21 protein-coding genes and 3 pseudogenes are annotated in these 25,977 nt (G+C 61.9%); 12 read left to right on the top strand and 12 right to left on the bottom strand.

Features of this window, described 5'->3' with window-relative positions; all coding sequences use genetic code 11:
* Nucleotides 1-104 precede the first annotated feature (104 nt).
* The 5 genes and pseudogenes from AC0V7N_RS24080 (at nt 105) to rimO (ending at nt 4,597) form a co-directional block, all read left to right on the top strand.
* Nucleotides 105-911 (top strand): annotated as a pseudogene (locus tag AC0V7N_RS24080) (alpha/beta fold hydrolase).
* A gap of 167 nt (nt 912-1,078) precedes the next feature.
* A complete protein-coding gene (locus AC0V7N_RS24075) occupies nt 1,079-1,777 on the top strand; it encodes a DUF2161 domain-containing phosphodiesterase (RefSeq protein WP_475450811.1) in 699 nt (232 codons plus the stop codon).
* 56 nt (nt 1,778-1,833) lie between these two features.
* The gene (locus tag AC0V7N_RS24070) at nt 1,834-2,241 is read left to right on the top strand and encodes a DUF930 domain-containing protein (protein WP_475450810.1); all 408 of its coding nucleotides are present in this window, start codon (nt 1,834-1,836) and stop codon (nt 2,239-2,241) included.
* A 191-nt stretch (nt 2,242-2,432) separates the two neighbouring features.
* Nucleotides 2,433-3,119 (top strand): TerC family protein, encoded by a 687-nt coding sequence (locus AC0V7N_RS24065; protein ID WP_475450809.1) that lies wholly within the window; start codon nt 2,433-2,435, stop codon nt 3,117-3,119.
* Nucleotides 3,120-3,284: 165 nt separating this feature from the next.
* Nucleotides 3,285-4,597 (top strand): annotated as a pseudogene (gene rimO, locus AC0V7N_RS24060) (30S ribosomal protein S12 methylthiotransferase RimO).
* A gap of 72 nt (nt 4,598-4,669) precedes the next feature.
* Here rimO and AC0V7N_RS24055 read toward each other — a convergent pair.
* From AC0V7N_RS24055 to AC0V7N_RS24020, 8 genes and pseudogenes are all read right to left on the bottom strand, one after another.
* Nucleotides 4,670-5,737 carry a BMP family ABC transporter substrate-binding protein gene (locus AC0V7N_RS24055; protein ID WP_069092151.1) on the bottom strand — a complete coding sequence of 356 codons (1,068 nt, stop codon included), beginning with the start codon at nt 5,735-5,737 and terminating at the stop codon, nt 4,670-4,672.
* Between the two features lie 50 nt (nt 5,738-5,787).
* The gene (locus AC0V7N_RS24050) at nt 5,788-6,708 is read right to left on the bottom strand and encodes an ABC transporter permease (RefSeq protein WP_475450808.1); all 921 of its coding nucleotides are present in this window, start codon (nt 6,706-6,708) and stop codon (nt 5,788-5,790) included.
* Nucleotides 6,708-7,838 carry an ABC transporter permease gene (locus AC0V7N_RS24045; protein WP_475450807.1) on the bottom strand — a complete coding sequence of 377 codons (1,131 nt, stop codon included), beginning with the start codon at nt 7,836-7,838 and terminating at the stop codon, nt 6,708-6,710. Before AC0V7N_RS24045 ends, AC0V7N_RS24050 begins: the two co-directional genes overlap by 1 nt.
* Nucleotides 7,835-9,412, bottom strand: coding sequence for an ABC transporter ATP-binding protein (locus tag AC0V7N_RS24040; protein WP_475450806.1), 1,578 nt, complete (start codon nt 9,410-9,412; stop codon nt 7,835-7,837). The genes AC0V7N_RS24045 and AC0V7N_RS24040 overlap by 4 nt, the downstream gene beginning before the upstream one ends.
* 133 nt (nt 9,413-9,545) lie before the next feature.
* Nucleotides 9,546-10,522: pseudogene (locus AC0V7N_RS24035) on the bottom strand (quinone oxidoreductase family protein).
* Between the two features lie 27 nt (nt 10,523-10,549).
* Nucleotides 10,550-11,356: a phosphatidylcholine synthase gene (gene pcsA / locus AC0V7N_RS24030; protein WP_475460465.1), complete on the bottom strand. Its 807-nt coding sequence runs from the start codon at nt 11,354-11,356 to the stop codon at nt 10,550-10,552.
* Between the two features lie 38 nt (nt 11,357-11,394).
* On the bottom strand, nt 11,395-12,009 hold the full coding sequence (locus AC0V7N_RS24025; protein ID WP_027045083.1) for a DUF1326 domain-containing protein: 615 nt from the start codon (nt 12,007-12,009) through the stop codon (nt 11,395-11,397).
* Nucleotides 12,010-12,023: 14 nt separating this feature from the next.
* Complete coding sequence (locus AC0V7N_RS24020) at nt 12,024-12,953, bottom strand: DUF2182 domain-containing protein (protein ID WP_475450804.1); 930 nt, start codon at nt 12,951-12,953, stop codon at nt 12,024-12,026.
* 71 nt (nt 12,954-13,024) lie between these two features.
* On the opposite strand from AC0V7N_RS24020, the gene AC0V7N_RS24015 reads away from it, so the two are divergent.
* Nucleotides 13,025-14,239, top strand: a complete 1,215-nt coding sequence (locus tag AC0V7N_RS24015) for a UbiH/UbiF family hydroxylase (protein ID WP_475450803.1) — start codon at nt 13,025-13,027, stop codon at nt 14,237-14,239.
* 149 nt (nt 14,240-14,388) lie between these two features.
* The gene (gene hspQ, locus AC0V7N_RS24010) at nt 14,389-14,712 is read left to right on the top strand and encodes a heat shock protein HspQ (protein WP_027027770.1); all 324 of its coding nucleotides are present in this window, start codon (nt 14,389-14,391) and stop codon (nt 14,710-14,712) included.
* A 109-nt stretch (nt 14,713-14,821) separates the two neighbouring features.
* Here hspQ and AC0V7N_RS24005 read toward each other — a convergent pair whose 3' ends face one another.
* Nucleotides 14,822-15,451, bottom strand: a complete 630-nt coding sequence (locus AC0V7N_RS24005) for an invasion associated locus B family protein (RefSeq protein WP_027045086.1) — start codon at nt 15,449-15,451, stop codon at nt 14,822-14,824.
* 233 nt (nt 15,452-15,684) lie between these two features.
* Here AC0V7N_RS24005 and AC0V7N_RS24000 point away from each other — a divergent pair, with 233 nt between their 5' ends.
* Entirely contained in the window at nt 15,685-17,505 is a 1,821-nt protein-coding gene (locus tag AC0V7N_RS24000) for an extracellular solute-binding protein (RefSeq protein WP_475450802.1), read from the top strand.
* Between the two features lie 16 nt (nt 17,506-17,521).
* Nucleotides 17,522-18,202 carry a DsbA family oxidoreductase gene (locus tag AC0V7N_RS23995; protein ID WP_475450801.1) on the top strand — a complete coding sequence of 227 codons (681 nt, stop codon included), beginning with the start codon at nt 17,522-17,524 and terminating at the stop codon, nt 18,200-18,202.
* Nucleotides 18,203-18,230: 28 nt separating this feature from the next.
* Here AC0V7N_RS23995 and AC0V7N_RS23990 read toward each other — a convergent pair whose 3' ends face one another.
* On the bottom strand, nt 18,231-18,665 hold the full coding sequence (locus AC0V7N_RS23990; protein ID WP_475450800.1) for a hypothetical protein: 435 nt from the start codon (nt 18,663-18,665) through the stop codon (nt 18,231-18,233).
* A gap of 274 nt (nt 18,666-18,939) precedes the next feature.
* Here AC0V7N_RS23990 and AC0V7N_RS23985 point away from each other — a divergent pair, with 274 nt between their 5' ends.
* The 3 genes from AC0V7N_RS23985 to mgtE all read left to right on the top strand — a co-directional run bounded on the left by AC0V7N_RS23985 (nt 18,940) and on the right by mgtE (nt 23,242).
* Nucleotides 18,940-19,341 carry a DUF6252 domain-containing protein gene (locus AC0V7N_RS23985; protein ID WP_496627304.1) on the top strand — a complete coding sequence of 134 codons (402 nt, stop codon included), beginning with the start codon at nt 18,940-18,942 and terminating at the stop codon, nt 19,339-19,341.
* A 372-nt stretch (nt 19,342-19,713) separates the two neighbouring features.
* On the top strand, nt 19,714-21,606 hold the full coding sequence (locus tag AC0V7N_RS23980; RefSeq protein ID WP_475450798.1) for an ABC transporter ATP-binding protein/permease: 1,893 nt from the start codon (nt 19,714-19,716) through the stop codon (nt 21,604-21,606).
* A gap of 271 nt (nt 21,607-21,877) precedes the next feature.
* On the top strand, nt 21,878-23,242 hold the full coding sequence (gene mgtE / locus AC0V7N_RS23975) for a magnesium transporter (protein WP_496627303.1): 1,365 nt from the start codon (nt 21,878-21,880) through the stop codon (nt 23,240-23,242).
* Nucleotides 23,243-23,290: 48 nt separating this feature from the next.
* Here the strand turns inward: mgtE and AC0V7N_RS23970 are convergent, their stop codons facing one another.
* Nucleotides 23,291-24,454, bottom strand: a complete 1,164-nt coding sequence (locus tag AC0V7N_RS23970) for a serine hydrolase domain-containing protein (protein WP_475450796.1) — start codon at nt 24,452-24,454, stop codon at nt 23,291-23,293.
* A gap of 42 nt (nt 24,455-24,496) precedes the next feature.
* Entirely contained in the window at nt 24,497-25,885 is a 1,389-nt protein-coding gene (gene gor / locus AC0V7N_RS23965) for a glutathione-disulfide reductase (protein ID WP_475450795.1), read from the bottom strand.
* Between the last annotated feature and the right edge of the window lie 92 nt (nt 25,886-25,977).

Raw genomic sequence — 25,977 nt, 5'->3', positions numbered from 1 at the left:
GCGGTGTCGCCTGATGGCAGCAGACTTTCCGTCGCGGCTTGGTTCTGGCGGATACCAGCAATAATTGTAGGCCCTGCGCATTCGCCTCGAGGCTTTCTATCAGCATGGACTATCGCGACGACGATCTCAGGAAATTCGAAGCGCATGGCGCAGCGCCCCTGCCGGTCGTGCGGGCCGAAGGCCAGGTCGAGCATGAGGGTGCAAAATCTGGTACGCCGCGTTTGGCGCCGGCCCTCCCGTGATCTTGTTGCATGGCGGCCTCGGTCATGGCGGCAACTGGGGATTTCAGGTTCCCGCGCTGATCAAGCACCGCTACCAGGTCGTGGTGATCGACAGCCGTGGCCACGGACGCAGCACCCGCGACGAACGGCCTTACAAATACGAACTGATGGCTTCCGATGTCCTCGCCGTAATGGACACGCTGCATTTGAAAAAGGCGGCCGTGGTGGGTTGGAGCGATGGCGCCTGCGTTGCCCTGATCCTCGGCATGAAAGCCGCCGACCGCGTCACGGGCGTCTTCTTCTTCGGCTGCAACATGGATCCGAGCGGCACCAAGGAATTCGCGCCCAGTCCAATTATCGAGCGGTGTTTCGGCCGGCATGCCAAGGACTATGCCGAACTGTCGGCGACGCCGGACCAGTTCGACGCATTCGTCAAAGCCGTCGGCCTGATGATGAAGACCGAACCCAATTATTCCGCCGCCGATCTGGCGCGGACGCGCGTGCCCGTGGCGATCGTTCAAAAGCGAGCATGACGAGTTCATCAAAGACGAACACGCGACCTATCTGGCCCACGGTATCCCGGGGTCGGAATTGATCACCTTGCCTGGCGTCGGTCATTTCGCGCCGCTGCAACGACCCGAGCAGTTCAACAGCGTGCTGTTGGCCTTCCTCGGAAAAATTCATTCCTGAGCAATTCCAGGAAAAGTGGGAAACGGTTTTCCGTCCGGAATTGCGCCAAAACAAAAGATAGAGCGGTTCGGCGTTTCCAAGAAACGATGAACCGCTCTAGGGATCGGTGCGCCGCTCTCCCTGAAGCCCGAAGGCTTTTTCTCGCCGAATCGGCTAAGCCTTGCGGCATGAACGAGACCTCACTCTATGCGCCGGTGAAGCGGTTTCTCGAAAGTCTCGACTTCGTCGTGAAGGGGGAGATTGGCGGCTGCGACATCGTCGCGCTGCGCGAGGGCGAGCCGCCGATCGTCGTCATCTGCGAATTGAAGCTGCAGTTCAATCTGGAGCTCGTGCTGCAAGGCGTCGACCGTGCGGCCGCTTGCGACGAAGTCTGGCTGGCGGCGCGCATGTCGGCACGCGGCAAGGGGCGTGAAAGCGACGCCCGGTTCCGCAATCTCTGCCGTCGGCTTGGCTTCGGCGTGCTTGGCGTGACCGCCAATGACAAGGTCGAAGTGCTTGTCAGTCCCGCCGCGCCGGAGCCGCGCAAGAATGCGCGGAAGCGCTCCCGTCTTGTCGACGAGCACCAGCGTCGCCGCGGCGATCCTGTCGCCGGCGGAGGATCGCGCAATCCGATCATGACCGCCTACCGCCAAAGCGCCCTCACCTGCGCCGCCGCGATGGTTGACGGACCCAGACGGCCGCGCGATCTGAAGGCCTTGACGCCGATCGCGCCGAAAATCCTGCAGCATAATGTCTATGGCTGGTTCGCGCGCGTCGATCGCGGCCTTTACGATCTCACCGATGCCGGCCGCGCCTCGCTGGTCCGTTGGCCGCAAACCCCGCACGATGATGTCCGACACGAGATTTTGATTGCGTCGACCGCCTGAATGCGGTGGCTTGCCGAGCACGAAGCGGCCCTCTTGGTTGATTTTTCAGACAAAATATGCTGCTAGTCCCGCCCATGAAGACACTCTGCATGACAGCCATTGCGTCCCTGACGCTGGCTTTTCCGGCCAGCGCAATGGACAACGCCTTGCGCAACGGCCTGATGAAACTTGATCCGCAAACACGCCTCGAGCAGCGCTGCGATGCCGAAGTCCTGGACCGGATCACCCACGATGACCGCAATTTCAAGGCCGACCGTGTCGTCGCCTACGCCTTCGCGACGCCCGAGATGAGTGCCGATGCGATCAGGAGCCCTGGTGCGGCGTTCCGCAGCAAGGGACAGTGGTACCGGCTGAAATTCAAATGCCAGACCGGTCCGGACCATATGGAAGTCCTGCAGCTGCGCTACCGGATCGGCGATGAGATCCCGGAAGCCGACTGGGCGAAGTACAATCTCTACGACTAGTTTTTCCACACCCGCAGCGGCGCAAGCGTTCGAGCTGCGAGAACTGAAAATCCCCCGGTAATCCCACTGTAACAAAAGTGGTTTCCCAACCTTGTCCGATGCAGCGTCTTGACGCCAGCGGACCATGCCTTTAGGCCCGTTTGGATAGTCGGCGACGAACACTCGGCGAACAGGCAAGGGCTTCCAGATCTATGGAAATATTCACTGCCACGGGCCTATCGGCTCTTCTTCAGGTCATAGCCATCGACCTTGCTCTGGCGGGCGACAATGCCATCGTCATCGGCCTCGCCGCGGCTGGCCTGCCGGCAAGCCAACGGCAGCGCGCCATTCTCGTCGGCATCGCGGCTGCCACCGTGCTGCGCATTTTCTTCGCCTTGATCACGCAATGGCTGCTCACCATTGGACCGATGCTGCTTATCGGTGGCGGCCTGCTGCTGTTGTGGGTCTGCTGGAAGATGTGGCGCGAATTGCGTGTCAGTCATGAACAGGAGCGCGACGCGACCGAATCTCTGTCGAATGGTGATTTCGACAAGGACGGTGTCATCGGCGGCAAGGGGCCGAGCAAGACCTTCTCGCAGGCTGCCTGGCAGATCGTCATCGCCGACGTTTCGATGTCGCTCGACAACGTTCTTGCCGTAGCGGGAGCGGCGATGAACCATCCGACGGTTCTGATTGTCGGACTGGCCCTGTCGATTGCCTTGATGGGCTTTGCTGCCTCGTTCGTCGCGCGCCTCCTGCACAAATATCGCTGGATCGCCTATCTCGGCCTGGCGATCATTCTCTACGTTGCGGTGAAAATGCTGCTGGACGGTGCCGTGCAGCAGTACCCCGATCACTTCGCTTTCCTGGCGCCCTGGTTCGGGTCGGGCGGGCATTGATCCATCCCGATGGCGCGGACCGGCCTGGCGGCCGGTTTGCTTGATTGCTGAAGCCATGCTATTGCGCCGCGCGTATTGGCTCCTGCCACGCGCCACAGACCGACATTTACAGCGACTTGAGGCCGGACCAGCGTTTCGGTCCTTGCCCCCATTGGAAACTTGCCTATGTCCGCCCCTCGCGTCAGTTTCGTCAGCCTTGGATGTCCGAAGGCGCTCGTGGATTCCGAGCGCATCATCACGCGCCTGCGCGCCGAAGGCTATGAGATCGCCCGCAAGCATGACGGCGCCGATCTCGTCGTCGTCAACACCTGCGGCTTCCTCGATTCGGCCCGCGACGAGTCGCTCAATGCCATCGGCTCCGCGCTTTCGGAAAACGGCAGGGTCATCGTCACCGGCTGTCTGGGCGCAGAGCCGGACGTGATCCGCGAGAAGCATCCCAATGTGCTGGCGATCACCGGGCCGCAGGCCTATGAAAGCGTGATGGCCGCCGTGCATGAGGCCGCCCCTCCTTCGCACGACCCCTACATCGACCTGCTGCCGCCGCAGGGCGTCAAGCTAACGCCGCGCCACTATGCCTATCTCAAGATTTCGGAAGGCTGCAACAACCGCTGCACCTTCTGCATCATCCCCGCGCTGCGTGGCGATCTTGTCTCGCGCCCGGCCGCCGATGTGCTGCGCGAAGCCGAGAAACTGGCCAAGGCCGGTGTCAAGGAACTGCTCGTCATCTCGCAGGACACCAGCGCCTACGGCATCGACATCAGTACCAGACCTCCATGTTCGGCGACCGTGAAGTGCGGGCGAAACTCCTCGATCTTTCGGAGGAACTGGGCAAGCTCGGCATCTGGGTGCGCATGCACTATGTCTACCCCTACCCGCATGTCGCCGACGTCATCCCGCTGATGGCCGACGGCAAGATCCTTCCCTATCTCGATATCCCGTTCCAGCATGCGTCACCGCAGGTGCTGAAGAACATGCGCCGCCCCGCGCATGGCGAAAAGACGCTGGAACGCATCCGCGGCTGGCGCGACGTCTGCCCGGATCTCGCGATCCGCTCGACCTTCATCGTCGGCTTTCCCGGCGAGACGGACGAGGATTTCGAGATGCTGCTCGACTGGCTGGACGAGGCCAAGATCGACCGTGCCGGCTGCTTCAAATACGAACCGGTTCGGGGCGCGCGCTCCAACGACCTCGGCCTCGAGCAGGTTCCGCAGGAGATCAAGGAAGCGCGCTGGCACCGCTTCATGCAGCGCCAGCAGAAGATTTCGGCGACGCAGCTGGCCAGGAAGGTCGGCAAGCGCCTGCCGGTGCTGATCGACGAAGCCCATGGCACCTCGGCCAAGGGTCGCACCAAATACGACGCGCCGGAGATCGACGGCTCGGTCCACATCCAGTCGCGCCGTCCGCTGCGCCAAGGCGACATCGTCACCGTCAAGATCGACCGTGCCGACGCCTATGACCTCTATGGTTCGGCTGTCTGAGCCTTCAAGCAGCTTCTCCAGACAAATGAAAAAGGGCGCCTCGCGGCGCCCTTTTCTATTCGGGTGTGTCGCTTATTGCGGCAGCTTGTCGTCGACGCCCTTGACGTAAAAGTTCATGCCGAGCAGCGTGCCGTCATCGGCGACTTCACCGTCCTTCAGCCATGCCGAGCCGTCCTGCTTGGCGATCGGTCCGGTGAAGGGGTTCCAGCCGCCGGCGATCTTCTTTTCGGTCGCTTCGGCCATCGCCTTCACGTCGTCGGGCATGTTGGTGTAGGGCGCGAGCTTGACCGCGCCGTCCTTGATGCCGAGCCAGACATTGTCAGGCTTCCATGTGCCGTCGATGGCTGCCTGCACCCGGCTGATGTAGTACGGACCCCATTCGTCGGTGAGCGAGGTCAGCTGCGCGTTCGGCGCGAACTTGATCATGTCGGACGACTGGCCGAAGCCGTGCAGCTTGCGCTCCTCGGCCACCTGCAGGGCAGCGGTGGAATCGGTGTGCTGGACGATGATGTCGGCGCCCTGGTCGAACAGCGCCTTGGCGGCGTCGGCTTCCTTGCCCGGATCGAACCACGAATTGACCCAGACAATCTTGGCCTTGAAGTTCGGGTTGATCGACTGCGCGCCGAGCATGAAGGAGTTGATGCCCATCACCACTTCCGGGATCGGGAAGGAGACGATGTAGCCGGCAACGCCGGATTTCGATTCCTTGGCGGCGATCTGGCCGAGCACGTAGCGGCCTTCATAGAAGCGTGCATTGTAGATGCCGAGATTGTCACCGGTCTTGTAGCCGGTGGCGTGCTCGAACATCACTTTGGGAAATTTCTTGGCGACCTTCACTTCGGCGTCCATGAAGCCGAACGATGTGCCGAAGATCAGCTTGCAGCCTTCGCGTGCCAGGCGCTCGAAAGCGCGGTCGGCATCGGGACCTTCGGAGACGTTCTCCAGATAGGCGGTCTCGACCTTGTCGCCGAGCGCCTTCTCGACCTCGAGACGGCCCTGGTCGTGCTGGTAGGAATAGCCGAAATCGCCGATCGGGCCGGTGTAGACCCAGCAGGCCTTCAACTTGTCGGCAGCCTCTGCGGACGCGGCCAGCGACAATGCCGCTGTCGTCGTCATCAGGGCAATAAGCAGTTTTTTCATTGTGTTACCTCTCTGTGTTAAGCCTTGGAGCTTCCCGTTTGTTATTATTGTCAACGATCCGGAACGAATGGCTGCCCCAGGGATGCCGGCGTGTTCATCATCGTCAGACGCTTGTTGCGCGAGATTAGAACGAGAACCACGACGGTTGCCAGATAGGGCAGAGAAGAAAGCATCTGCGAGGGCACCGGAATGCCAAAAGCCTGTGCATGAAGCTGGCCGATCCACACCGCGCCGAAGATGTAGGCGCCGGCCAGCACCCGCCACGGCCGCCACGACGCGAAGACCACGAGTGCCAGCGCGATCCAGCCGCGGCCCGCTGACATGTTCTCGACCCATTGCGGCGTGTAGACGAGCGACAGATGGCCGCCGGCCAGACCGGCACAGGCGCCGCCGAAAATGACCGAGAGATAACGGTAGCGGATGACCTTGATGCCGAGCGCGTGCGCCGACGTGTGACTGTCGCCGATCGAGCGCAGTGTCAGTCCGGTTCGTGTCTTGAACAGGAACCACATGACGGCCGCCGTCAGCGCGATCGAGATGTAGAAGATCGGGTCCTGGCCGAACAGCAGCTTGCCCACGACCGGGATTGAACTGAGGCCGGGAATGTCGAGATTGGGCAGTCTGACACCGGGCTGGCCGACGAAGCTCGTCCCGATCATACCGGAGAGGCCGAGCCCGAGCAGCGTCAGCGACAGGCCGGTCGCCACCTGGTTGGTGGCCAGCGACAGCGTCATGACGGCAAACAGCAGCGAGAACAGCGCGCCCATGACGATTGCCGCCAAAAGGCCGATCCAGGGCGAGCCGGTCAGGTAGCCGGCGCCGAAGCCGCCGACCGCACCCATGATCATCATGCCTTCGACGCCGAGATTGAGCACGCCGGAGCGCTCGACCACCAGTTCGCCGATCGCCGCGATCAGCAGCGGGGTCGCTGCCGTGGCGATGGTCAGGAGGATGTTGACGGTGATGTCCATCAGCGGGCTTCCTTCAACTTCGGCGCCGCTTCGAGCTTCGCCGTGCCTTCTTGTTTCGTCAGTGCCAGGCCGATCAGGCGGATGCGGTAGTGGATGAGCGTGTCGCAGCCGAGCACAAAGAACAAAAGCATGCCCTGGAACACCCTCGCCACCTTGTCGGAAATACCGAGCGCGCTTTGCACCGCCTCGCCGCCGAGATAGGTCAGCGCCAGCACCAGACCCGCCGCGATGATGCCAAGCGGATTGAGGCGGCCAAGGAACGCCACGATGATAGCCGTGAAGCCGTAGCCGGGCGAGATCACCGGCTGCAACTGCCCGATGGCGCCAGAGACTTCCGAGATGCCGGCAAGGCCAGCCAATGCGCCAGACAGCAGGAAGGCGAAGAACACCATGCGGTTGAGGCCAAAGCCGGCGAAGCGCCCTGCCCGTGGGCTCGAGCCCAGCACGCGGACCTCGAAGCCCTTGAGCATGCGGCTCATCAGGATCCAGACCAGCACCGCGGCAACCAGCGCAAAGACAAAACCCCAGTTGGCGCGTCCGGCATCCGGCATCAGTTCCGGCAGCACGGCCGAGTCGCCGAACTGGATCGTCTGCGGGAAACCATGGCCCTGCGGATCGCGCCACGGGCCGCGCACCAGCCAGTCGAGGAAGAGCTGGGCGACATAGACCAGCATCAGGCTGGTCAGGATCTCGTTGGTGTTGAACCGGGTTTTCAGAAACGCCGGGATTGCCGCATAGGCCGCACCGCCGACCATGCCGAGCAGAAGCATCAGCGGCAGCACCAGCGGCCCTTCGAATTGCGGAAACAGCACCGGAATGGCGGAGCCGAAGATAGCGCCGAAGACGAACTGGCCCTCGGCGCCGATGTTCCAGATGTTGGCCTTGTAACAGACCGACAGGCCAACCGCGATCAGGATCAGCGGCGCCGCCTTGATCGCCAGCTCATGCAACTGCCAGACCTGGCTGATCGGCTCGATGAAGTAGATCCGGAACGCGGTCAGCGGATTGACGCCGAGCAGCGCGAACAGAACCGCGCCGGCAATGATGGTCAGCGCAAAGGCGATGAACGGCGACAGGGCCGAAAACAGCACGGAACGCTGCGGGCGTTTGACGAGTTCGAGGCGCATCATGCCGTCTCCAGCGTATGTTCGGCGTGGCCGGGCTCGGCGCCGCCCATCAGCAGACCGACCTTCTCGAAGGTTGCCTCGGCGATCGGCATCGGCTTGGACAATTCGCCATTGTGCATGACCGCGATCGCGTCCGATATTTCGAACAGCTCGTCGAGATCCTGGCTGATCACCAGCACCGCCGATCCGCTGCGCGACAGTTCGATCAGCGCCTGCCTTATATGGGCGGCGGCACCGGCATCGACGCCCCAGGTCGGCTGGTTGACCACCATGACGCTTGGGCGGCGGTCGAGTTCGCGGCCGACGATGAATTTCTGCAGATTGCCGCCCGAAAGTGCTGCCGCTTCCGGATCCGGCGCGCTCTTGCGCACGTCCATCGCCTCGATGATGCGTTGCGAGGCGGCATAGATTGCGGCGGCCTTGACTATCCCACCGCTGCTGACGAAAACCTTGCCGTCGGTGGCATGGCGCGACAGCAAAAGGTTTTCCGAAAGTTTCATGCGCGGTGCTGCACCATGGCCGAGGCGCTCTTCCGGCACGAAGGCGGCACCCAGCTGGCGCCGTCCGGTGATGGTGAGGCCACCCGCATCCTTGCCACGGATGCGCACGGAGGCGGCATCCTGCTGCAACACCTCGCCGGAGACGGATTCGAAGAACTCGCCCTGGCCATTGCCGGCGACACCGGCAATGCCGATCACCTCGCCGGCGCGGACATTGAGGTTGATGTTCTTGAGCGGAATGGAGAACGGCGTCGCCGGCTTGCGGCTGAGGCCGCGGATTTCGAGCAGCGGCTGCGCGGTTTCGATCCCCTCGACCGGTGCACGCACCACGGCCTGCACTTCGTTGCCGACCATCATGCGGGCGAGCGATGAGGCTGTCTCCTCGCGCGGATTGCAGTGGCCAACCACCTTGCCATGCCGCAACACGGTGGCCCGGTCGCAGATGCGTTTGACCTCTTCGAGCCGGTGCGAAATGTAGAGGATCGATTTGCCTTCCGCGCGCAGCCGCTCCAGCGTCTCGAACAGCTTGTCGGCTTCCTGCGGCGTCAGCACCGAGGTCGGCTCATCCAGGATGATGAGTTGCGGCGTCTGCAGCAGGCAGCGGATGATCTCGATGCGCTGGCGCTCGCCGACCGACAGGTCGCCGACCAGCGAGTCCGGATCGAGCGGCAGGCCGTAGCTGAAGGAAAGCGCCCTCGCCTTCGCGGCGATGCTGCTGATCGGCGCGCCGTCATCCAGGGACAGCGCGATGTTCTCGGCCGCGGTCAGCGCCTCGAACAACGAAAAATGCTGGAACACCATGCCGATGCCGAGCTTCTTGGCAGCCCCCGGGCTGGTGATCCGCACCGCCTGGCCGTTCCAGAAAATCTCGCCGGAATTGGGCTCCAGCGAGCCGAACAGCATTTTGACCAGCGTCGACTTGCCGGCGCCATTCTCGCCGAGCAGCGCGTGGATTTCACCCTTGGCGATGTTGAGGTCGATATGATCGCACGCCGTCAGCGTGCCGAATATCTTGGTCAGGCCACGAACCTCAAGCAGGTTCGCCCCGTCATGATCTGCACTCACAGTGCCTCCCATCTGGTTAGCCAGATATGTTCTGTGTTCCCGCAAGCATGGTAGGCGCCGCCGGCTCTCAACGGAAAGCGGCACGCGTCTTGAAAGAGCTTCAAGAATTTCAGCGGAAATTCAAGGGATAGCAAGCCTGGCGGGACTAAGGGATGAGAATGGTCGTCCCTGTCGTCCTGCGGCCCTCGAGGTCGGCATGCGCCTTGCCCGCATCCTTCAGCGCATAGCGCTGGTTGATCTTGATCTTGACGGCGCCGCTGAGCACCACCTCGAACAAGGCAGCCGCGGAGGCATCAAGGTCCTCGCGTTTTGCATTGTAGACGAACAGCATCGGCCGGGTCGCGAACAGCGAGCCCTTCTGTGCCAGCAGTGACATCGAGAACGGCGGGATCGGCCCTGAAGACTGGCCGAAGCTGACGAACATGCCGAGCGGCTTCAAACAGTCGAGCGAGGCCGGAAAAGTGTCGTTACCCACCGAATCGTAGACGACGTCGCATTTTTTGCCGCCGGTGATGGCAGCGACGCCGGCGACGAAATCCTGCTCCTTGTAGTTGATGACATGGTCGAAGCCGTGCGCCTTGGCGAGCTCGATCTTGTCGGTCGAACTTGCGGTGCCAATGACGGTTGCGCCGAGATGTTTCGCCCATTGGCCGAGAATGAGGCCGACGCCGCCGGCCGCGGCATGGAACAGGATCGTGTCGCCCGCCTTCACCTTGAAGGTCCGGCGCAAGAGATATTCGGCGGTCATGCCTTTCAGCATCATCGCGGCGGCCTGTTCGTCGCTAATGCCTTCGGGAATCTTCACCACACGGTCGGCGGCGATGACGCGTTGCTCGGCATAGGCGCCGACATTCGTCGATAGGCGATCCGGTCGCCCGGCTTCAGCCAGTCGACGCCCTCACCGACCTCTTGCACCACGCCGGCGGCTTCGCTGCCCGCAATGAGCGGAAAACCGCCGGGCGGCGGATAGAGCCCGGAGCGATGATAGACATCGATGAAGTTGAGGCCGATCGCCGTATGCTTGACCAGGATCTGCCCGGAACCCGGCTGGCCGGGATCGGTGTCCTCATAGGTCAGAACTTCCGGGCCGCCATGGGCGTGGATGCGGATCGCTTTGGACATGGATTAGCTTCCTGTGGGAGTGGCTGATCAGGCCTTTTTGGCGCCGAGATTTGGAAAGAACTGCATCATGCCACCGATAGAGGCGAGGTAGAGCCCGCTGATGGTGATGCCGATCTTGATGAAAGTGCTGACCTGTTCGCCCAGCACGCCGATCTGATCATAGAAGGCGGCAAGTGCCGCCTGTGCAAGCGCAAGCGCGCCGAAGGCGCACCACAAAAGCGTCATTGTGAGATTGATGCGCCGCAGGCGCACCACCCGCACCGGATGAATGAAATTGATCGGGACGAACGTCAGAATGCCGGCCACCACCACCACCGCGAACGAGACCCATTGTCCCGGCTCGATGACGAATAGCGTGAACACCACCATGTTCCAGACAACCGGGAATCCCTTGAAGAAATTCTCCTTCGTCTTCATGCCGGTGTCGGCATAATAGATCGCGCTGGAGACGACGATGATCGCCGCCGACAGGAATGACAGGCCCTCGCCCATGAAGCCGCGCTGGTAGAGCGCGAAGGCCGGGATCAGCACATAGGTCACGTAGTCAATGATGTTGTCGAGGAGTTCTCCCGACCAGGTCGGCAGGATTTCCTTGACCTCGAGCTTCCTGGCGATCGGCCCGTCGATACCGTCGACGAACAGCGCCAGTCCAAGCCACCAGAACATTGACGTCCAGCGTTCCTCACTCGCCGCCACCAGCGACAGGAAGGCAAGGAACGAGCCTGACGCTGTCAGCAGATGGACGGAGAACGCCCTCGCCTGCGGCCAGGTGACTTTCTTCTTCGGTCGCGGAATCCGATCGGTGAGCTTCTTGGCGGCTTTCCTTGCTGCCATATTCCTGGCCGCCATATTCCTGGCCGTTGTGTTCTTGCTCACGGGCCCCGCCAATCCAACTTGCAGATTTCGGCCGAGCGGCCGGCAAAATTCCAGTTGCGGCCAAAGGCCCGCATCTTGCTCTTGTCGGACCTCGCCACGATGATCTCCGGTGCGATCCAGTATTCCGAATTCGTGATCACCGTATCCTTCTCGCGATCCTTGCCCGCGATTGGCGTCACCGCCCCGTCGATGATCTTCGGTATCTGGAAGATACGCGTCTTGTCGCGCGTCTCATAGGTGATCGGCACCTGTTCGACGCCCAGGAATTTTCCGACCAGGATCGACAGCAGCGACGTGGTCCCGCCCGCCTTGCCGGTGAAGATCTTCGTCAATGCCTTGACCGCGTAGACCGAGGCGCGTTTGTCGATGAAGAGGCCGGCTGTCCAGTTGCCGCGGCTCATATAACCGGGGATTTCCATGATCAGCCCAAGGTTGAGGCCGGACAGGTCGACCTCGCCGAAATGACCGGCGTCGATACGGAAACCCGCCCAGGTCTGGCAATAGCCCTCGGTCGGTGGGTGACTGCCAAGCGACAGCACGCAAGGGCAAAAAACCGTGCAATTGCAGGAGAGTACAAGCTCTCCTTTCATTGCCCAGCCCTGATCTGTCATTGAATTTCCCCCACTCACAACGAGACTACTAGCAGCGCGGCTGCCCAGACAAGCAGTATCGCACCGGCCAGCCGGGTTGGAAGACTGCCCGTCGTCTGTTTTTCAATCAGGGTGAACATGCCGATCAGCGCCATCCAGAAGATGTTCATCACGCCGACGGCAAACATCACCAGCATCAGCGCCCAGCAGCAGCCGAGGCACCATATGCCTTGCACAACGCCGAGCCGGAAGACGCGGATCGGTTTGACGCTCCAGTTCGAAAACAGGATCGAGAACGGGTTGCGGCATTTCTTCAGGCAAGCCTCCTTGAGGCCGCTGAACTGGTAGAGGCCGGCAACCAGCAATGCGAGCGCGCCGGCAATGCCAAGCAGCGGATCGTAGATGTCGCCGGACGCGGCGAATGTGTGCACGGAGAGCGTCAGTGCTGAAAACAGCATCGCTGCGGCGAGCCAGACGCCGAGATAGCCGGCAACCAGCACCAGCGGATGGACGACCGGCTCGCCCTTGATCCGGGCCGTATCGGCGATCTCGCAATAGGTGCGGACCATTGGCGCCGCGGACGGCAGCATCGCGGCGATCGCCATCAGGAACCACATCAGGACAAGCGCCAGGGCGCGCAACCCGATGCTTGCGTCCAGCGGCGCCGGCGACAGGCAGAGCGCGAAGAACCGCTCCAGGAAATCGGGCAGCGGCAGCTGTGGCAGGCCGCGCAGGAGAATGTCGCCGGGCGCGCTGCCCCGGGCCTCGGCACCGCGAATCGCCATCGCGGCCAGCGACAACCAGGCGAGCGCGATGCCGGCGCCGACAACGACATTGACCGTCAAGCGAGGGTTGCGCGCAATATCAGCCGTGGCGCGGCCGGCGCGGTCGAGATGGCTGAAATCGTCCTGGTGGCCGGTCATGACACCCGAATGGGCCGAATCGCCACGTTGATCAAGCCGCATGATCTGACCTATATGCTCCTTGACTGGCAGGTCTGGTGGCCCGCCTCGCATCGCAAGCCGAGAGCCGATCCTTGGAGCATCAGGAAACAGCGCCGATACTGATTGCCGGCACCGGACCGGCAGGGCTGATCGCGGCGCTCGCTTTCGCCGATGCCGGCTTCCCGGTGACGCTTGTCGGACCTGAGGCGTCGGCGCCTGATGGCCGCACCACGGCGCTGATGAACCCTGCCCTGAAAGTGCTTGAGCGGCTTGATGTCCTCGAAGACATCAAGCCCAAGGCCGCGCCCTTGAAAGTCATGCGCATCGTCGATGCGACCAGCCGGCTGATCCGCAGCCCCGTCGTCACCTTCCGCGCCAGCGAGATCGACGAGGACCAGTTCGGGCTGAACCTGCCCAACAGTGTCTTCGGCCCGGCGCTTGCCGGCAAGGTGGCCGCGCATTCCGGGATCGAATGGCTGAGGTCGATGGTCAAGACCTGGCGTCTCGATGCCGACAAGGCTTACGCCACCCTCACCGACGGCAGCGAGGTTGGCGGATCGCTGGCGGTCGCTGCCGATGGGCGCCTGTCGCCCGCACGCGAGGCGGCGGGCATGTCGACCGCGGCGCGCTCCTATCCTCAGGCGGCGCTCGTGCTCAATTTCGGCCATAGAAGCGAGCATGCCTTCACCTCGACCGAATTCCACACCGAGACCGGTCCGTTCACACAGGTTCCGTTATCAGGCAATCGCTCAAGCCTCGTCTGGGTGGTCAAACCCGAGACCGCCAAGGAACTTGCCGCACTGGATGATGCCGCGCTCTCAATGCGAGTCGAGCAGCAGATGCAGTCGATGCTGGGCCGGGTGACGGTAGAGCCGGGCCGCCAGATCTATCCGCTTTCGACCGTGACACCCTTGCGCTTTGCACAGCGGCGGGTGGCGCTTGTCGGCGAAGCCGCGCATGTGTTTCCGCCAATCGGTGCGCAAGGTCTCAACCTTGGCATCAGGGATATTGATGATCTGGTTGGAATTGCTGGTGAAAATCGTGAAGATCCCGGCGCGGACAAAGCCCTTGCCGCCTACGATTTCAGGCGCCGCCCCGATATTCTGGCACGCAGCAGCGCTGTCAATCTGCTCAACATGTCGCTGCTCTCCGATATGCTGCCGGCGCAGATGGCACGCGGCGCTGGTCTCGGCGTGCTCGGTGGCTTTGCACCGCTGCGCGCCTTCTTCATGCGCGAAGGGCTTCGTCCCGGCAGTGGTTTTGCAGCACTTGCCGGCGGCCTGCGAAAACCGATGCGGCAGCAGTAGCGATCTTGCGGACTTTATCGCGACATCGCGACGTCAATCAAAAACCTTTGCGCCGCATTCTGCGTAGTTTGAGGACGCTCAAACGCTTCGGGATTGAATTGACTCGGAGTCTGCGCCAAATAAAGTCAAGGAATTCAGTGGTGAGTACGATGAAAACGGCCAAATTCGCGATCGGACAGGTGGTTCGCCACCGGCTGTTTCCGTTTCGAGGCATCATTTTCGACGTCGACCCGCAATTCGCCAACACCGACGAATGGTACGAAGCCATCCCAGCCGACGTGCGGCCGCGCAAGGATCAGCCATTCTACCATCTGCTCGCGGAGAATTCGGAAACCGAATACATCGCCTATGTGTCGGAGCAGAATTTGCTTGAGGATCAGTCGGGCGAGCCTGTCCGCCACCCGCAGATCAAGGAGATGTTCGACAAGAAGCCGGACGGGCGCTACGAGCCGAAACGACAGTCCAGGCACTGACGTCCCGGCATTCCGGCCATCCGTCAGGATATCCAGGCCGCGGCCAGGAACGAAAAAAGCGGGGCATGACCCCGCTCTTTCTTTGACTCAAGAATGCCCGAGCCGGTGATCAGTTGGCGGTCTTGGCCTTGTCCTGCTCGTCCTTGAGCTTCTTGGCGAAGTCCTGGTTGTTCTTGGCGACGAAGTCCTGGAGCTTCTTCTGCCGGTCCTCGATGTCCGACTGCTGCAGCGGCGCGCCGTCATAGGCGCCGCTGAAGCCCTGCAGGGCGATCTTGATCGGGTTGGCCTGGTTCTGGAAATTGATCGAGGTCAGCGTGATCCCCTGGCCTTTCTTGAACGCGGCGACGAGCTGGTCGGTCAGCGGCACTTCGGCCACGCAACGATCCGGAAAGCAGATCACATAGTCGAGCTTCACGGCCTTGCCGGTATCGATCTGCAGGCCGATGCCGGGAGGTACGAGGCGGCCGGTCGGGACCGTCACCTGGAACACCTTGCGGTTCACCTTGCCCTTGAGTTCGATCAGGCTCACACCGGTGACGAGCTGGCCGTTGCCGGCAGTGACGATGTTCTGGACGTTGCAGATGTCGACGTCCTCCTGCTTGGTGCAGGCCTTGAACCAGCCCTGTGGGATCTGCGGCTGCTGCTGTGCGGAAGCGGCGGGAAGTCCTGCGCCCAGAAAGCCGACCACGCCCGCGGCCATGACCGAAAGGCGGTACGCATTGCTGTTCAGGCTCGTCATGTCGTGCACTTCCTCTCAAATGATCCCGGAACCGGCTTCTCTGCGCCGTGTGGTCCAGCTACCTGTTGCCGAAATGAGGCAACAGAATGACTTCGGTCGGCGTGTTACACTGCAAGTGGTGCCGAATCCAGCCCGCTCACTTGTAATTCTTGATGACACCGTTGGCCGGCACGCAGCTGCCTCATGCTAGGGTGCGCACCGAATCATCAAGCCGACCTGTTAAGGAGACGGTCATGGGCCGCGTTCTTGTTTGGCTGATCACCGCGACATCGCTTTTCACCTTTTCGCCGCGGCCGGCCATGTCGGAACCGAAGCACGCTATTGCCATGCAGGGCGAGCCGGCACTGCCGCCCGACTACACCCACTTCGACTACGTCAATCCTGACGCGCCGAAGGGCGGCAACATTACCTATTGCGTCGTCGGCAGCTTCGACAACCTCAACCCGTTCATCTTGAAAAGCCTGCGCACCACGGCGCGCGGGGTGATGGATCTGAACTACGGCAACCTCGTTTTCGAGCCGTTGATGCAGCGCAACTACGACGAGGCCTTCAGTCTCTATGGCTTGCTCGCCGACAGCGTGGACATGGATCCTGAGCGCAAGTCGATCGAATTCCATCTCAACCCCAACGCAAAATGGTCAGACGGCGAACCGGTGACGCCGGAGGATGTGCTGTTCACCTACGATGTTTTTACCGACAAGGGCCGCCCACCCTACAACGCACGCATGAGCCTGATCGCCAAACTTGAAAAAACCGGTGATCACAGCGTGCGCTTCACCTTCAATGACAAGGCCAATCGTGAAACGCCCCTGATCATTGCGCTGACGCCGATTCTGCCGAAACATGCCTTCAACAAGGACACTTTCGACAAGACAACGCTGAAGCCGCTGATTGGCAGTGGACCTTACACCATTGCCCAGGTGTCGCCCAGCCAGCGCATCGTGTTCAAGCGCAACCCCGATTATTGGGGCAAGGATGTCCCGGCCAAGCGCGGCTTCGACAATTACGACCAGATCACCATCGAATATTTCCTCAACGCCAACGCCAAGCTCGAGGCTTTCAAGAAAGGCCTCTGCGCCCTCGACGACGACAGCGATCCGGTCAAGCGTGAGCGCGATCTGGATTTCCCGGCCTTCCACAGGGGTGACGTGGTCGCCGAAACCTTCGACACCGGCATTCCGCCCGTCGTGACCGGTTTCCTGTTCAACACGAGGCTGCCGAAGTTCTCCAATCCAGTGGTTCGGCGCGCGCTCGGCATGCTTTACGATTTCGAATGGGCGAACAAGAACCTGTTCGGCGGCAAGTATACGCGCACGATGAGTTATTGGCAGAACTCCGAGCTTTCCGCGCTCGGCCATCCGGCCGACGACAGGGAAAAGGCGTTGCTCGCCCCCTACCCCGGCCGTGTGCCGCCTGACGTCATGGACGGCACCTGGAAACCGCCGGTGACCGACGGTTCGGGCCAGGACCGCAAGGTGTTGAAGACAGCTTTCGATCTCCTGAAAAGCATCGGTTACCATGTCCAGGATGGTACGATGCTCGATCCCGACGGCAAACCTTTCGGATTCGAGATCCTGACTGCTTCGCAGGATGAGGAGCGCCTGGTCGGCATCTACCAGCGCACACTGGAGAAGATCGGCATCAACGTCAGCATCCGCAAGCTCGACGGCGACCAGATCCAGTCCCGCAAGCAGCGCTTCGATTTCGAGGCTCTGATCGGATCCAGCGGCTTCAACAATTCCCTGTCGCCAGGCTTCGAACAGCTCGGACGCTGGAGCTCCGAGGCGGCCAAGGCCGAAGGCTCGTTCAATCTCGCCGGCGTTGCCGATCCGGCGGTCGATGCGGCGATCGAAGCGATGTTGCGCGCCCGATCGAAGGAGGATTATGTCGCCGCCGTTCGCGCTCTCGACCGGCTGCTGATCTCGGGCTACTACATGGTGCCGACGCAGTACAATACGCAGCAGTGGCTTGCTTACTGGAATTATCTGGAACATCCGAAGAAGACGCCCATATTCGGTTATCAGCTGCCGACATGGTGGCGCAAACCGAACTGACAATCCGGAGATCGAGATGAGCGAAGCGAACGCCATGACCGTCGATGTGGTGTCGGACGTCGTCTGCCCCTGGTGTTTCATCGGCCAGAAGCGGCTGGACAAGGCGGTCGCCGCGGTCGGCGATGTCGATGTGCATATACGCTGGCGTCCGTTCCAGCTCGATCCGACCATTCCGCCGCAAGGCAAGGACCGCCGCGAGTATATGCTGGCCAAGTTCGGCAGCGAGGAGCGCATCCGCGAGATCCATGCCCGTATCGAACCGCTTGGCGAAGCCGAGGGCATTTCCTTTGCCTTCGATGCCATCAAGGTTGCGCCGAACACGCTGGATGCGCATCGGCTGATCCGCTGGGCTGGTGCCGCCGGCGAAGCCGTGCAGAACAGGCTGGTCCGTCGCCTGTTCCAGTTGAATTTCGAGGAGGGTGTCAACATCGGCGACCATGCCGTGTTGGTCGAAGCCGCCCGCGAGGCCGGCATGGATGCGTCCGTGGTCGCCACACTCCTGCCCACCGACGCCGATGTCGAAGCGGTGCGCACCGAGATCGCCACGGCATCGCGCATGGGCATCTCAGGCGTGCCGTGCTTTCTGCTTGAAGGTAAATATGCGGTCATGGGCGCACAGGATGTCGATACGCTGGCTGATGCCATCCGCCAGGTGGCGGCGGCCAAGGCCCGCGGCGAGTTGGACAAGGTCGGCTGAGGTCGGCTGCTTCCGCGCGTTGCAGAGCCTATTGCACCGTCATCTTGGCTTTGCTGACGAAGAACCCGTGACCATTGCTGCCGGTGCAGGTCAGCCCCTTGGTCGACGACTGGCAAGTGAACGGCCCCTGGCTCCAGCTGTTCCCATAGTCAAGCTTATCTACGTCGCTGCAACAGCTCTGTTCACCGGGGTTCTTGATTAGGGTGGCCGGCCCTTTTGGGCCGAGGATTACGGTCACGTAGCTTGGTTCAACCCGGGAGCAGCTCAGTTCCGGACCGCCGTCCTGTGGTGAATAGGTGCTGGTGCCGCCTTTCGGCGTGTAGATACAGCCAATGTTACCAGAGGGAGCATTGAACTCGACTTGCCCTTCCGAACTTGCCGGAATGGATTGATCGCCGGCATGCGCCAGAGGCAGCCAAGCAAAAAGCAACAGGATTGCGGGTGCGGCTGCGCGTGCAAGCATTGGTAAGCTTCCTTGTTGGAGAACCCGATATGCATTGGTGCCGACAGCCCCGGGCTAGGTTCAACCTCATGTACGTATTTTGTCAAACGGCACTCTTCGCATGACAATCTGGTGAATCGCCCGCCGGCAAGGTCTGCGCTATTGTCCCCGGCATGGTTGATTGACGGGGGACGCTCACGCTCGCGCAACTTCGTGGTGTTTCATGCCTGCTGCTTTGCCTCACTGCCCTGGCCGGGTCGCAGTTCATATCGGCCGCAGCGCCGGGGACGCGGCCATGACCGCCAGTTTCGACGGCAAGCCGTGGACGGCATCCTTCGCGCAGGGCACGACGCTGGAGATGGCGGGCAAACCGGTGCTGAACCTGTCCGGGACCCAGCAGGGCTCGCCGACGATGACATTCAATTCGATGCTGGTGCTGAAAACATCAGGCGAATATGTCGGCACCTACAAGTTCGGCGGCGGCTTTCCCGCCAATGGCGCCAACTTCAACATCCTCGAATCCGGCGCCCCGGTCGGGCATGTCAGGTTCAAGAGCGGTGAAGTGGTGATCGAGACGTACGACCCTGCCGCAAAGACCGTTTCAGGTCATTTCTCAGCCGCCGGCAAGGACGATGACGGCAAGGAAGCCGACATCAAGGATGGCCTGTTTTCGGGAATTTTGGTTAGCCCGCAATGAAAGTACGGCCTGCCTGGCAAGGGAAAATGAGTCACAAAATCGTGTGAGCGCCTTCCCTAAGGGAAGGTTGAAGCGCCTTGCAGATCTCTTGGTAACTATCTGACATCGTTTCATTAAATCGCGGCTTCGCCGGCTTCCGCGCGACGCCCGGAAAGGCTGTTCTGTTGCCTTGCCGACACGCCCGACACTTCAATCCCGCCGACCCCCTAGAAAAATTAATGGAAAATGATCAATTGGTGTTACCATCCGTAACAAAACAAAAAAGGTTTGGGCGGGATCGTGATTCGGATCGGCAAACGATCGCAGGAGTCAGTACCGGATAGACTACACCGCGGGGCCGCAGGGCCGTCGCATTTGACGCCGGTATCCTCGATGCGCAGTTTCTGGGGGCTGATGAAGGCCTACTGGTTGTCTGACCACTGGAAGGAAGCCTGGACGCTAACCGTCGTCATCGCGCTGCTGACGGCGCTTTCCAGCAAGGCCGGCGTCTGGTTTGCCGTGGCATTGGGCGAGTTGGGCAATTCGATCGCCTTCTTCCACGATGCCGCCAACACCAACCCGCTGCAGGCAATTCTGACCAATGCCGGCATATTGGTGGTGCTGGTCGTGCTCAAGGATGCCGGCTTCACCGGCGTGCGCGGTCTTGTCTCTGCAACCTTGCACCGAAAATGGCGTGGCTGGCTGAACAGCCAGTTCAACCAGGCTCTGCTCGACGGCAATCATACCCATTTCCATGCCCAGCATGGTTCGGCGGCCGGCGGTATCGTCGCGCCCGACAACATCGACCAGCGCATCCAGGAATCGATCAAGGACATGACCGGCGGGGCGATCGGTCTCGCCATGGGCGTTCTGGGTGTCGCGACCTCGCTCTATTTTATCGGCGAAAATCTGATCGGATCCTCGGTCGAGGTTAAAGGGCTGGAGTTCCTCGGCAGTTATGGCAGCGCAGTGCTGGCCTTCCTCGCCGTCGCCATTTACGTGCCGCTGAACACCTGGATCGCGGTCAGACTTGGGCGCATGCTCGAGCGGCTCAATATCCGCATGCAGCAGGCCGAGGGCAGCTACCGCAGTGAACTGACGACATTCCTGCGCCGCAGCTTCCATGTCGCCGCCTCGCATGGCGAGGGCGTACAAAAGTCGATGCACGACAGGCTCTACGTCGATATCGACAAAACCTGGGGCAGGCTCAATGTCGTCAACAACAGCTACACGTCGTTCGAGCTGATCTACAACTTCGTCGGCGGCCGGATCGTCGCCTATGGTCCCGGTCTCGTGTCGTTCATCCACAATCGCCTGGACTACAAAGGCTATATAACCGGCTCTGAAATGGTCGCCCAGTTGATCAGCCAGTGCTCGTGGTTCATCCACGTCATGCCGGCCATTGCGACGCTACGCGCCAACAGCCAGCGTGTCACCGAACTGGCGAATGCGATCGAGGATGTTCAGCATCCGCAGGAGTTCTACAGCAAGACCGGCCGTTCCGACTTCCACTATGCCAGCCAGAACCCGGTCTTTGGCCTGACCATCCAGAAGCTCGAACTGGCGCATCAGGGCGAGGATGCGACGCCCTTCCTCAGTGCCGCCAATTTGCGCTTCCGGCGCGGCGAATGGACCTTCCTGAAGGGCGAATCCGGTTGCGGCAAGACTTCGCTGATCAAGGCGATCAACGGCCTCTGGCCATACGGCCACGGCACCATCGTCTTCCCTGACGGGGTGAAGAGTTTTTATGCCGCCCAGGAGGTCAAGCTCCCGCAGGTGTCGCTGAAACAGCTGGTCTGCCTGCCGGGCTCCGAACATGACCATGGCGATGCCCAGGTCGCGTCCGCGTTGCACAAGGCTGGTCTCGGCGACTTCATCGAACAAATGGCCAATGAAAGCCGCGAGGGCAAAAGCTGGGATCAGGTCCTGTCGGGTGGCCAGAAGCAGAAGCTGGTGGTGGCCCGCATCATCCTGCAGCAGCCGGGACTGCTGTTCCTCGACGAAGCGACCGGTGCGCTCGACCCGGAGGGCAAGATTGCCTTCCATCAGGCGATCAAGGACAACTGCCCCGATGTCACGGTAATCAGCGTCATGCACGAAGCGGTGGCGCCACGATCGGCTGCCGGTACCGAGTTCTACCACTCGATCGTCTTGATCGCCGACGGCGTCGCCACCAAGAAGCCGCTGGTTCCGACACTGCCTGTCGAACTCACCACGATCCTGGCGCAGCCACGGCCGGTCGAGGACAAATGGCTGCGTTTCTCGCGTCGGCTGAAGCAAAAATAACGGTTATTTCACCGCGACTTGCCGGGTAGAACGGCAGTCGGCGATCACAGTGTCGCGATCGGAGCTATCAGGCGCCGATTTCCTTCCTCACAACGATTGACTCGGCAAGGCGCGCTCCTATGTTGCGCCGGCTTGCTGATAGTCAAACGCGAACCCGCAAGCGGAAAGGTCATCGCGCCATGCCTGGCGACAGTATTAGTCGAACGCAACCGCCGTCCGCCTAGACGTGACCTGAATGGTTCATGTCCTGCCGGACGGCAAGGAGTGAGCCATGAACGATTTTCCCACTGTAGCGGACGACGAGGCCGTCGCCATCGCCCGCATCCTCGCAAACGACCACGTTGCCGACGTGGTCGAGGCGCTCAATCATGGATCGCGCGAAACCGCGACGGATCTGCTTTGCGCCGTACCCTTCGAGCGGCTGGTCGAGATTTTCGATCAGCCTGAACTCGAAGGGGCGCCCGAACTCGTAGACGCCCTGCCCCGCCCCAAGGCAAGCAAGCTGCTCACCGCCATGTCGGTCGACCGTGCGGCCGACATCCTGCGCGAGCTCGAGGAGCCGGCACGTTCCGAACTGCTCGGTGCTCTGGCGCCACCGCTACGCGCGACCTTGCTTTCCATCCTGGGCTATCCCGAGGGCAGCGCCGCATCGATCATGACGACCGAGTTCGTCAGCGTTCCCTCGGACTGGACCGTTGGGCGCACGCTCGACTATATCAGAAAGGTCGAGCGGACGCGCGAAACCGTCTATGCGATCTACATCGTCGATCCGCAAACGCACCTCCTGGTGCGCTCGACCGGTCTGCGTCGGCTCATCACCGGTGAGGCGGACGACCCGATCATGTCTGTAGCGCCGGACCGCGTGCCGGTCACGGTCACGCCGCTGACCGATCGTGAAACCCTGGCGCAGACGATCTCCAAATACGACCTGCTCGCCGTCCCCGTCGTCGATCACGGCAAGATCCTCGGCATCGTCACCATCGACGACATCATCGATACGATGATCGAGGAGACGACGGAGGATGTGCACCGCTTCGGCGGCATGGAGGCGCTCGACGAGCCCTACATGAAGATGAGCTTCCTCTCCATGATCAAGAAACGCGGCGGCTGGCTGTGCGCGCTGTTCATCAGCGAAATGCTGACCGCCAACGCCATGCAGAGCTACGAGGGTGAGCTGGAGAAGGCGATCGTGCTGACGCTGTTCATCCCGTTGATCATGAGCTCTGGTGGCAATTCCGGCTCGCAGGCGACCTCGCTTGTCATCCGGGCGCTGGCGCTGCGCGAGATCGGCCTGCGCGACTGGTGGCGGGTGGCGCTGCGCGAACTGCCCACCGGCCTCGTGCTGGGCGCCATGCTCGGCGTGGTCGGCATCTGCCGCATCGCGCTCTGGCAATATATGGGCTTCTACGACTATGGGCCGCATTGGCCGCTGATCGCCACGACGGTGGGCGCCGCACTGGTCGGCATTGTCACCTTCGGCTCTTTGTCGGGCTCGATGTTGCCGTTTGCCTTGAAGCGGATCGGTTTCGACCCCGCCAGCGCATCGGCGCCGTTTGTCGCGACGCTGGTCGATGTCACCGGACTGGTGATCTATTTCTCGGTGGCGCTGGTCATTTTGCGCGGCACGCTGCTTTAGCAGCGTCTGTATCTGCCGCCGGCTGTGGCCGGCGGCGATCCACCCTGCTCAGGCTTGCCTGCCATAGATGGCGTCGCAGAGCGCTTCGGGGAAGGCGCCGGTCATGCCGGCGATGGCGGTATTCGTCAGCGCCACCACCGTCAGGTCCAACGCCGGATCGACAAACCAGGAATGGCCGTAGACGCCGCCCCAGCGCCAGGCGCCGGCCTTCTGCGGCGTCGATGCGGCGAGCGGGTCGAGCAGGATGCTGAAACCGAGACCCCAGCTCCAGCCAGGCATGCCGGTTTCCAGGCCCGGTATCGCGTCCGCGACCATCGCCGCGGCCGTTTCGCGGCGGATGACTGGCCGGCCGCCCGAACGCAGAGCCTCAAGCAGCTTGAGGACATCGCCGGCGGTGCCGTTCATGCCGGTACCACCCGAGGCGAAGGAAGCGGGATCGAAAACACGGCCGGGCGAGAATGAAATGAAACCGTCACCGAAAGGCACGCGGTGATGTTCTCCCATGGCGATGGCCTTGCCGGGCCCGTCGGCGTAGGGCGTCACCAGCCGGGATCGATCGCGCACGGTGAAGGCCGTGTCTTGCATGCCGAGCGGCTGAACGACCAGGCGATCGACCAGTTCCGGCAAGGAGGCGCCGGAGGCTCTCGCCATGGCCTCGCCCAACACATCTATCGCCACCGAATAGCCCCAGCGCGTTCCCGGCGCATAGGACAGTGGCACTGAAGCGATGCGGCTGAGATTCTCGGCCATGGAGAGGCCGGGCTGATCGAGACCGTCGGAGACATCAGCACGATTATAGGGTCCGTCGGCCGCCTGGCCGAAGCCGTAGCTCAGGCCCGCGGTGTGCGTCATGAGCTGTCGGATGGTAATGACGGGTTCGCTGCCATCCGCGAGCTTCGGCCGGAATTCCGGGATGAATTTCGCCACGGGATCGTCAAAGCCGATAATGCCTGCTTCGACGAGGGCAAGTGCTGCGGTCGCGACGACGGGTTTGGTGACCGACGCAAGCCGGAAGATCGCGTCCGGCGTCATCGGTTTCCGCGCTTCGCGGTCGGCAAGGCCGGCGGCGCGGCTGTAAAGGATTTCACCGCGCCGGGCGACAAGGATCACGGCGCCGACAATGCGCCCCTCCTCGACGGCCGTGTCGATGACCTGATCGACACGCCCGCCAAACCCATGATCAAGCGGCGTGGAGTTGGTGGTGGCGGGCATTGAATGCTCCCTCTACCGCAGGCGCTGGAAACAGACGAAAGTCTAGATGCGCTGGCCGTCCTTCACGCGGTAGGTCGGCTTGTACATGGTGACGAGTTCCTCCGCCGCGGTCGGGTGCACGGCCATCGTGCGGTCGAAATCATCCTTGGTCAGTCCGGCCTTCAGCGGAATGCCGAGCAGCTGCGCCATCTCGCCGGCGTCCGGCCCCAATATGTGGGCGCCGAGCACTTTGCGAGACGCGCCATCGACCACCAGCTTGATCAGCATCTTCTCGTCGCGGCCCGACAGTGTATGCCGCATCGGCCGGAAGCTGGCGCGGTAGATTTCGATATCGGCGAAACGCTTGACGGCATCGTCTTCCGACAGGCCCACCGTACCGATTTCCGGTTGTGAGAAGACCGCGGTCGCGATCGTCTCGTGGTCGGGTGCGGTCGGGTTGTCCTTGAATGCCGTCTCGATGAAGCACATCGCTTCGTGGATCGCCACCGGTGTCAGCTGCACGCGGTTGGTGACGTCGCCGATCGCCCAGACATTGTCGATGTTGGTGCGGGAATACTCGTCGACCTTGATCGCGCCGACCGCGGTCATCTCGATGCCGATGCCTTCCAGGCCCATATTCTCGGTGTTGGGGATGCGCCCGATGGCCAGCATGACCTGGTCCACCGTCAGCGTCTGGCCGCTGGTGAGAAGGGCGTCGAGCCGGCCGTCCGGCCGCTTGCTCACCCGCTCGCTCACCGAATGGCAGAGTATCTTGATCCCCTTCTTTTCCATGGTCTCGTGCAGCGTGCGGCGCAGGTCCATGTCGAAGCGGCTGAGGATTTCCTTGCCGCGATAGACCAGCGTGGTGTCGACGCCGAGGCCGTGGAAGATGTTGGCGAACTCGACCGCGATATAGCCGCCGCCCTCGATCATGATCGCCTTCGGCAGCTCCTTGAGGTCGAAAGCCTCGTTGGAGAAGATGCAGTGTTCGTGGCCGGGCAGCGCTGGATGCGCCGCCGGACGGCCGCCGGTGGCGATCAGGATCTGGTCGGCGGTGACGGTGCGGTCCTCGCCCAGAAGATGCACCACATGTGGCTCGACGATCATCGCCCGCGAATGGAAGGTCTCGCCGCCGGAGCCCTCGACATTCTTCTTGTAGATCGCCTCCAGCCGGCTGATCTCGCGATCCTTGTTGGCGACCAGTGTGCGCCAGTCGAAACTTGCTTCCGGCACGGTCCAGCCATAGCCGGCCGCGTCGGCGAAATGCTCCGGAAATTGCGAGGCGTAGACATAGAGCTTCTTCGGTACGCAGCCGCGGATGACGCAGGTGCCGCCAAAACGGTATTCCTCGGCGATGCCGACGCGCTTGCCGAGTGCAGCGGCAACGCGCGCCGCCCGCACCCCGCCGGAGCCGCCGCCGATGACGAAGAGATCGTAGTCATAACCGGCCATGCGCGGCTCCTTGAACGTCGGAAAATGTGAGTGACAGGTAGGCCGCCAATGGCCAAAAGAAAAGCCCGGACAAGCCGGGCTTCACAGATGGC

The sequence above is a fragment of the Mesorhizobium kamtschaticum genome (assembly GCF_056174585.1).
The sequence above is the reverse complement of the archived record's forward strand: the minus strand, read 5'-3'. Positions and strand labels throughout refer to the sequence as shown.

Bases quoted from the DNA above. Each gene is read 5' to 3' on its own strand.
- AC0V7N_RS24075 (WP_475450811.1), top strand. From the start codon at position 1,079: ATGAACGAGACCTCACTCTATGCGCCGGTGAAGCGGTTTCTCGAAAGT.
- AC0V7N_RS24000 (WP_475450802.1), top strand. From the start codon at position 15,685: ATGGGCCGCGTTCTTGTTTGGCTGATCACCGCGACATCGCTTTTCACC.
- pcsA (WP_475460465.1), bottom strand. From the start codon at position 11,356: ATGGCAGCAAGGAAAGCCGCCAAGAAGCTCACCGATCGGATTCCGCGA.
- AC0V7N_RS24025 (WP_027045083.1), bottom strand. From the start codon at position 12,009: ATGACAGATCAGGGCTGGGCAATGAAAGGAGAGCTTGTACTCTCCTGC.
- AC0V7N_RS23970 (WP_475450796.1), bottom strand. From the start codon at position 24,454: ATGCCCGCCACCACCAACTCCACGCCGCTTGATCATGGGTTTGGCGGG.
- AC0V7N_RS24070 (WP_475450810.1), top strand. From the start codon at position 1,834: ATGCTGCTAGTCCCGCCCATGAAGACACTCTGCATGACAGCCATTGCG.
- AC0V7N_RS24045 (WP_475450807.1), bottom strand. From the start codon at position 7,838: ATGATGCGCCTCGAACTCGTCAAACGCCCGCAGCGTTCCGTGCTGTTT.
- AC0V7N_RS23995 (WP_475450801.1), top strand. From the start codon at position 17,522: ATGAGCGAAGCGAACGCCATGACCGTCGATGTGGTGTCGGACGTCGTC.
- AC0V7N_RS24055 (WP_069092151.1), bottom strand. From the start codon at position 5,737: ATGAAAAAACTGCTTATTGCCCTGATGACGACGACAGCGGCATTGTCG.
- AC0V7N_RS23990 (WP_475450800.1), bottom strand. From the start codon at position 18,665: ATGCTTGCACGCGCAGCCGCACCCGCAATCCTGTTGCTTTTTGCTTGG.
- AC0V7N_RS24040 (WP_475450806.1), bottom strand. From the start codon at position 9,412: ATGGGAGGCACTGTGAGTGCAGATCATGACGGGGCGAACCTGCTTGAG.
- mgtE (WP_496627303.1), top strand. From the start codon at position 21,878: ATGAACGATTTTCCCACTGTAGCGGACGACGAGGCCGTCGCCATCGCC.
- AC0V7N_RS24065 (WP_475450809.1), top strand. From the start codon at position 2,433: ATGGAAATATTCACTGCCACGGGCCTATCGGCTCTTCTTCAGGTCATA.
- AC0V7N_RS24005 (WP_027045086.1), bottom strand. From the start codon at position 15,451: ATGACGAGCCTGAACAGCAATGCGTACCGCCTTTCGGTCATGGCCGCG.
- hspQ (WP_027027770.1), top strand. From the start codon at position 14,389: ATGAAAACGGCCAAATTCGCGATCGGACAGGTGGTTCGCCACCGGCTG.
- AC0V7N_RS23985 (WP_496627304.1), top strand. From the start codon at position 18,940: ATGACCGCCAGTTTCGACGGCAAGCCGTGGACGGCATCCTTCGCGCAG.
- AC0V7N_RS23980 (WP_475450798.1), top strand. From the start codon at position 19,714: ATGCGCAGTTTCTGGGGGCTGATGAAGGCCTACTGGTTGTCTGACCAC.
- gor (WP_475450795.1), bottom strand. From the start codon at position 25,885: ATGGCCGGTTATGACTACGATCTCTTCGTCATCGGCGGCGGCTCCGGC.
- AC0V7N_RS24050 (WP_475450808.1), bottom strand. From the start codon at position 6,708: ATGGACATCACCGTCAACATCCTCCTGACCATCGCCACGGCAGCGACC.
- AC0V7N_RS24020 (WP_475450804.1), bottom strand. From the start codon at position 12,953: ATGCGGCTTGATCAACGTGGCGATTCGGCCCATTCGGGTGTCATGACC.